The following is a 7002-nucleotide window of genomic DNA, read 5'->3' on the forward strand; positions in this document are numbered from 1 at the left end:
ACTAAAAACAAAAAGAAATGTTGAAAGAAAAAGCCGGTAAAACCGCAGGAAAGATTTGGAATGTACTGAATGAAACCGAAGGTTTAACCGCGAAACAAATCAAGAAAGCTACAAAGTTGGTAGACAAAGATTTGTTCTTAGGTCTTGGATGGTTGTTGAGAGAAGATAAAATTTCTACTCAGGAAGTTGAAGGCGAACTGTTTGTGAAGCTGAATTAAGAAAGAGATTTCACTTGTATTATTCATCGTAGGAGTTAAAGAATTTATCACTACGTTAGGAAAAAATGCGTTGGTACATCATTGATATGTTATCAACGCATTTTTTTTGTCTGTTCCTTTTTGTATCTTTGCGCACTGAAATTTTAGAAACAAATGAAGAAGAATATACGCAACTTTTGTATCATCGCCCATATTGATCATGGTAAATCAACGTTGGCGGACCGTCTGCTGGAATTCACCAATACCATCCAAGTTACCGAAGGGCAGATGCTGGACGATATGGATTTGGAGAAGGAGAGAGGTATAACCATCAAGAGCCATGCTATCCAGATGGAGTATGTGTACAAAGGTGAGAAGTATATTCTGAATCTGATTGACACTCCGGGACACGTAGACTTTTCATACGAAGTGTCTCGTTCCATTGCCGCCTGCGAGGGGGCATTGCTTATTGTGGATGCTTCGCAAGGGGTACAGGCACAGACCATTTCCAATCTTTATATGGCTATCGAGCATGATTTGGAGATAATTCCGGTCATCAATAAATGTGATATGGCAAGCGCCATGCCCGAAGAGGTGGAGGATGAAATCGTAGAACTGCTTGGTTGCAAACGTGAAGAGATAATCCGTGCTTCCGGCAAGACGGGTATGGGCGTAGAGGAAATTCTGGCGGCAGTCGTTGAACGTATACCGCATCCCGAAGGTGATGAGGAAGCGCCTTTGCAAGCGCTGATTTTCGATTCCGTGTTCAACTCGTTCAGGGGTATCATCGCCTATTTCAAGATTGTGAATGGCGTGATACGCAAAGGAGACAAAGTGAAGTTCTTCAATACGGGCAAGGAATACGATGCGGATGAAATCGGTGTGCTGAAAATGGATATGATGCCTCGTCAGGAGTTACGTACGGGAGATGTGGGCTATATCATTTCGGGCATCAAGACCTCCAAAGAGGTGAAGGTGGGCGATACGATTACGCACATAGCTCGCCCGTGCAAGGAAGCGATTGCCGGTTTCGAGGAAGTGAAGCCGATGGTTTTTGCGGGTGTGTATCCCATCGAAGCGGAAGATTTTGAGGATTTGCGTTCTTCGTTGGAGAAGTTGCAGTTGAATGACGCTTCGCTGACTTTCCAACCCGAGTCTTCATTGGCGTTAGGTTTCGGTTTCCGTTGCGGTTTTCTTGGGCTGCTTCACATGGAAATCGTGCAGGAACGCTTGGACCGTGAGTTCGATATGAACGTGATTACCACCGTGCCGAACGTATCTTATAATATTTACGACAAGCAAGGCCGCATGACCGAGGTACACAATCCCGGCAGCATGCCTGATCCTACATTGATAGACCGTATCGAAGAACCCTATATCCGTGCGTCGGTGATTACTGCTACGGATTATATCGGTCCCATAATGACGCTCTGTTTAGGCAAGCGCGGCGAACTGGTGAAGCAGGAGTACATTTCCGGTAATCGTGTGGAGATATATTACGACATGCCGTTGGGCGAGATTGTTATTGATTTTTACGATAAACTGAAAAGTATCTCTAAGGGGTATGCCTCTTTCGATTACCATGCAAACGGTTTCCGTCCGTCCAAACTGGTGAAATTGGATATACTGCTGAACGGCGAACCGGTGGATGCGCTTTCCACCCTGACACACTTTGACAATGCGTATGAGTTGGGTCGCCGTATGTGTGAGAAACTGAAAGATTTGATTCCGAGGCAGCAGTTTGATATCGCCATCCAGGCTGCTATCGGAGCCAAGATTATCTCTCGCGAAACAATAAAAGCTGTCCGTAAGGATGTTACGGCAAAGTGCTATGGTGGTGACGTGAGCCGTAAGCGTAAATTGCTTGAGAAGCAGAAGCGAGGTAAGAAGAGAATGAAGCAAATCGGTAACGTGGAAGTGCCGCAGAAAGCATTCCTTGCCGTGCTTAAATTGGATTAGCGGTTAATTGCCGGACAATTGATATATTTTTGTGGGGGAAGTTTTTTTCGTGGAACTTCCCCTTTTTTCTTTCTTAGATAGGTGAAACCTTAAATTAAATACTTATGACGACTTTACGTACCCTGAAAAAAAATGTGTCGCCGAACATTGTGGCGAGTATCTTCCTGTTCCTGACTGCCATTCTGGCTGCTGTCGTGGCAAATTCTTCCTTGTCGCCTATATATCAGGATTTTCTGCTTCAGGAACTTCATTTGCGTATCGGAAATTTCAACCTGTTTTCGCATGGCGGGCATCCGTTGAAGATGATAGAGTTTATAAACGACTGCCTGATGACCGTCTTTTTTCTGGCGGTGGGATTGGAGATAAAGCGCGAGTTGTTGGTGGGCGAATTGTCTTCCGTGCGGAAAGCGGCTCTTCCTTTTATTGCGGCGTGTGGAGGTATGGTGCTGCCGGTTGTCATCTATTCGTTGTTGGTGGTTTCCGGTACTCCCGAAACTCGCGGAACAGCGATTCCTATGGCTACCGATATCGCTTTTTCTTTAGGGGTGCTCAGCCTGCTGGGCAAGCGTGTTCCGCTCAGCCTGAAGATATTCCTGACGGCTTTCGCCGTGGTAGACGATATCGGCGGGATATTGGTTATCGCATTGTTTTATAGCGCCGATGTGGCATACGGTTACCTGATAGTAGCCGCCGCCTTGTATGTGTTTCTTTACTATATGGGTAAGTATGGTGTATCCCAGAAGATATTCTTCCTGCTTTTCGGCGTTATTATTTGGTATCTGTTTCTCCAATCGGGCATACACAGTACTATTTCAGGAGTGATACTGGCATTTGTGATACCGGCGCGCCCCCGTTTGGATGCCGGCAAATACATTGAGCGCATTCGTGACATCGTAGGGGAGTTTCCGGTTTCCAAGTCGGATAACATCGTACTGACCAATGAGCAGATTGCTACGTTGAAGCAGGTGGAACGGGCATCCGATCACGTTATCAGTCCGTTGCAGTCTTTGGAAGACAATCTTCACGGAGTTGTAAGTTTTGTGATTTTGCCATTGTTCGCTTTTGCCAATGCCGGTGTGGTGTTCAGCGGCAGTGGTGATATCGTAGGGGAGGTGAGTATAGCGGTAGCTGCCGGTCTGCTTTTGGGTAAATTCCTCGGGATATTCCTCTTTACGTGGTTGGCGATAAGGAGCGGTTTGGTGTCGATGCCTGCAGGGATGAACTGGAAGAACATAGCAGGTGTCTCTTTGTTGGGTGGTATTGGTTTCACTGTCTCTTTGTTTATTGCCAACCTTTCGTTTGCGGGCGAATATCCGGAACTGTTGAACCAGGCTAAGTTCGGAGTACTTTTGGGAACGATACTTGCCGGATTATTGGGATATGTGGTGCTGAATCGGGTGTTGCCGAAAGGGCGATAAATTTGTTTAAGGATATTGCTAAGATAAAATAAAAAAAGGCAACTTATTCATTGCGAGTTAGTTGCCTTTTTTATTACATAACATTCCTTTTTTACTTTAGAATCGGGAAACTTTGGGACTTTCCCTTCTGATTCCTTTTCATTTTTCCGATTTCTAAATCTTCTATTCGTCCTCCGGTTCTTCCTCTTTTTCCTCCCCTTTAGGCAGCAGCCTTGCCGAGATACGTTTCTTCGGAGTAAGGCTCATGTCTTTCAGCATTTCCGCTTGGCGGACTACGCAACCGTTGCCTTCGGATAGTTGGTTGAGTGCTTTGTCATAGTCTTTTTGCAAAGCTGTCATGCGGTCGCCGAGGGTGAGGAAAGTGTCGGTGAACCCCACTATCTTCTCGTACAAAGCCGTGCCGCGCTTGATGATGGCCTGTACGTTTTTCACTTGGTTCTCCCGTTTCCACAGATCGAGTGAGAGACGCAGGGCGCTGATGAGGTTGGTGGGGTTCATCAGTACCACTTTTTTGTTATAGGCATATTCCCATAGGTTGGCATCGCTCTGTATGGCAAGCAAGTAAGCACCTTCTGTGGGAATGAACATCATTACGAAGTCCGGTGATTTGATGTTGTAGTGCGAATAGTCTTTTCGGCTGAGTTCGTCAATGTGGTTACGGACGGATTGCAGATGCGCTTTGAGCCAACGCGCCTGTTCCTCCCGTTCTTCGGCAGCCGTATAAGCGGCATAGGCGGTGAGGGAGACTTTGGAGTCTATTATCATTTCGCGTTCATCGGGATATTTGATAAGGATATCGGGTTGCATCTTTTGGCCGCTCTCTTCGCTGACAATCACTTCGCCACGTTCGTCTTTCAGAAATTCCTGACGGAAATAGTGTTCGCCTTCAATCAGCCCCGATGCCTGCAACAGGCGCTCCAGAATCATTTCACCCCAATTGCCCTGCATCTTCGAATCGCCTTTCAGGGCACGTGTCAGGTTGTTGGCATCTTCGCTAAGGCGGTTGTTCAGTTCCACTAATTCTTTGATGCGTTCTCCTAAGGAGAAACGTTCTTTGGCTTCGGTGCTGTACACTTGCTCCACTTTTTCCTTAAACTCTTTTATTTTCTCGTCCAACGGGCGAAGAAGGTGGTTCAGATGTTCGGCATTCAGTTTGGTAAAATCTTCCGTCTTGCTTTGGAAGATGCGGTTCGATAGGTTTTCGAACTCTATATTCATACGTTTGTGCAGGGCTTCCGCTTCTTCTTTCTGCCGTGCAAGACGTTGTTCCCATTGCTGTTGCTGTTCGGCGATGCGTTCGCTGAAGGAACGTTCCTGCCCGGCAAGACGCTCGTTAAAGCTATGCGCCTGCTCGGTTATGCGTTCGGCAAACAGGCGTTCTTGCGCGTTAAGGCGTTCCGATGCTTGACGGGCGGCTTCTTGCAGCCGTTCTTCGGCAATGGAACGTTCGCGGGCGATGCGCTCTTCGGCGGTGTGTTGCAACAGCGCTTCACGCCCTTCAGCGGCTTCTACTTGTGTTTTCAGGGCAGCGGCTTTTCTGCCGGCTATCAGATAGCCGATGATGGCTCCTGCGATAATTCCAATGAGTAATGAGACGATATTCATGATTATGTTTTTATTGTGTCAGTATCTCGTTTCCATCTTCGGTAATCAAAATCATACTCTCCCATTGGGCGGATGGCAGACCGTCGTCCGTACATACCGTCCAGCCATCGGCTTCGTCTATGAAAACTTCGTAGCTGCCCATATTTATCATCGGTTCGATGGTGAACGTCATGCCCGGCACTATCAGCATGCCCGTGCCACGTTTGCCGAAGTGCTCTACGTCCGGTTCCTCATGAAACTTGACACCTACACCATGTCCGCAAAGGTCGCGTACTACGCTATAACCGTTCTTTTCGGCATGTTCCTGAATGGCGGCACCTACATCGCCCAATCGTGCCCAGGGTTGCGCAGCCTGTATGCCGATGTCGCGGCACTCTTTGGTTACCTGTACCAGACGTTGCATTTCGGGACTGACTTCTCCAATCATGAACATACGCGACGCATCGGAGAAGTATCCTTTATATATGGTAGACACATCTACATTTACGATATCTCCGCTGCGCAGGAACTCTTTCGTACTGGGTATGCCATGACATACCACATCATTAATGCTGACACATACGCTTTTTGGGAACCCTTCGTACTGGAAAGGGGCGGGGATAGCATCGTGATCTGTCGTAAAACAATATACCATGTGGTCTATCTCTGCCGTAGACATTCCTTCACGGATATTCTCCGAGATATAGTCAAGCAGGGCAGTGTTTATCTTGGCGCTTTCGCGTATGCCTGCCAGTTGCTCTTCCGTACGCAGCAAATGGCGCATCGGCAGTTTGTATCCCTCTCTTTTATAATGTTGAATTTTGGCTTCTATTTCATCGGAATAGTTTTTAGGAGTAAACCGGGCTCCTTTTACGGACTTTTTCATGATTGTATATTTTATAAACGATATGCAAAAATAGCAATAATTTAAGAGGGAGTATTTATAATGTTTGAATAATTAGAGCCTGTTTAAATTTTCTTCAAAAAGTTTTTCTTCAGCTTCTTCCCAAATCTCTTTCCGGTCTGTTCTCCTCTTTTCATTCGTCACACAGCCCGCTATGCTCCTCATAAAAACAGAAAAACATCCTCGCAAAGGACGCTCAAAATGATGCTGAACAAAATTAAACAGGCTCTTGGAAACCTATAACCATGGGGTGATAATAAAAAGAGGGATGCCGATGTCGGCATCCCTCTTGCATATAGGCGTCTTATGTGGATTAGAATTCGTAGTGGAAACCGAATGAAAGGTCTTCGCTTTTGAAGTTGAAGCCATAACCGCTTCCGACATTCATATAGTCGTCTCTGTAGCCCAAGAAGCCGCATTTGGCAACCAGGCTGAACTTGTCATTCAGTTTGATGGCGATACCCGGTTTGAAACCGATTTCGAAACCGTTTACAGCATCAAAACCTTTTACTTTTTGGGTAGAGAATCCCAGACCGCCATCGACGAACAGGCGCACAATCTTGTTTTCGTAATAAGAGTAACGTAGATACGGGGCAATGCCGAACGCATTGTATTTTCCTTCGTCCAGTTTGCTGTGCGCAAATGTCAATATACCGCCGACAGCCAATTTTTCGTTCAGGTTGTATCCTACTTCAGGATTCAGTGTAAAAGCCGTTGCATCGGCATCGTCATTGTGCCATAAGGATACTGTTCCGCCAACATACACTTGTGCTTTTACTGATAAAGCAGCCATTGCTACGAATAATAAGATTACAAACTTTTTCATCTTTTTCACCTTTTAGTTATACAAATAGTTATTGAACTGTGGTATGCAGGGAAGTTCCCTGCGTTTCCGGGTGTAAAAGTATGGTGAATATTTATGTTGTACAAATTTTTAGTT

6 protein-coding genes are annotated in these 7002 nt (G+C 46.2%); 3 read left to right on the forward strand and 3 right to left on the reverse strand.

Going from position 1 to position 7002, the window contains the following annotated elements; all coding sequences use genetic code 11:
• Nucleotides 1–17: 17 nt before the first annotated feature.
• From QZ327_RS11565 to nhaA, 3 genes are all read left to right on the forward strand, one after another.
• Nucleotides 18–218 carry a winged helix-turn-helix domain-containing protein gene (locus tag QZ327_RS11565; RefSeq protein ID WP_294619457.1) on the forward strand — a complete coding sequence of 67 codons (201 nt, stop codon included), beginning with the start codon at nt 18–20 and terminating at the stop codon, nt 216–218.
• A 153-nt stretch (nt 219–371) separates the two neighbouring features.
• On the forward strand, nt 372–2156 hold the full coding sequence (gene lepA / locus QZ327_RS11570) for a translation elongation factor 4 (RefSeq protein ID WP_294619459.1): 1785 nt from the start codon (nt 372–374) through the stop codon (nt 2154–2156).
• Between the two features lie 104 nt (nt 2157–2260).
• Nucleotides 2261–3574, forward strand: a complete 1314-nt coding sequence (nhaA, locus tag QZ327_RS11575) for a Na+/H+ antiporter NhaA (RefSeq protein WP_294619461.1) — start codon at nt 2261–2263, stop codon at nt 3572–3574.
• 162 nt (nt 3575–3736) lie between these two features.
• On the opposite strand, the gene rmuC is transcribed toward nhaA, so the two are convergent.
• The 3 genes from rmuC to QZ327_RS11590 form a co-directional block, all read right to left on the reverse strand.
• Nucleotides 3737–5179, reverse strand: coding sequence for a DNA recombination protein RmuC (gene rmuC, locus QZ327_RS11580; RefSeq protein ID WP_294619463.1), 1443 nt, complete (start codon nt 5177–5179; stop codon nt 3737–3739).
• Between the two features lie 10 nt (nt 5180–5189).
• Nucleotides 5190–6044 (reverse strand): type I methionyl aminopeptidase, encoded by an 855-nt coding sequence (gene map, locus QZ327_RS11585; RefSeq protein WP_294619465.1) that lies wholly within the window; start codon nt 6042–6044, stop codon nt 5190–5192.
• Nucleotides 6045–6375: 331 nt separating this feature from the next.
• Nucleotides 6376–6888: an outer membrane beta-barrel protein gene (locus QZ327_RS11590; protein WP_294619467.1), complete on the reverse strand. Its 513-nt coding sequence runs from the start codon at nt 6886–6888 to the stop codon at nt 6376–6378.
• Nucleotides 6889–7002 lie beyond the last annotated feature (114 nt).

The organism is uncultured Bacteroides sp. (genome assembly GCF_910578895.1).
Taxonomy (GTDB): domain Bacteria; phylum Bacteroidota; class Bacteroidia; order Bacteroidales; family Bacteroidaceae; genus Bacteroides.

Excerpts from the sequence above, each read along its gene's own strand:
- lepA (WP_294619459.1), top strand. The coding sequence starts at position 372 with ATGAAGAAGAATATACGCAACTTTTGTATCATCGCCCATATTGATCAT.
- map (WP_294619465.1), bottom strand. The coding sequence starts at position 6,044 with ATGAAAAAGTCCGTAAAAGGAGCCCGGTTTACTCCTAAAAACTATTCC.
- QZ327_RS11565 (WP_294619457.1), top strand. The coding sequence starts at position 18 with ATGTTGAAAGAAAAAGCCGGTAAAACCGCAGGAAAGATTTGGAATGTA.
- nhaA (WP_294619461.1), top strand. The coding sequence starts at position 2,261 with ATGACGACTTTACGTACCCTGAAAAAAAATGTGTCGCCGAACATTGTG.
- rmuC (WP_294619463.1), bottom strand. The coding sequence starts at position 5,179 with ATGAATATCGTCTCATTACTCATTGGAATTATCGCAGGAGCCATCATC.
- QZ327_RS11590 (WP_294619467.1), bottom strand. The coding sequence starts at position 6,888 with ATGAAAAAGTTTGTAATCTTATTATTCGTAGCAATGGCTGCTTTATCA.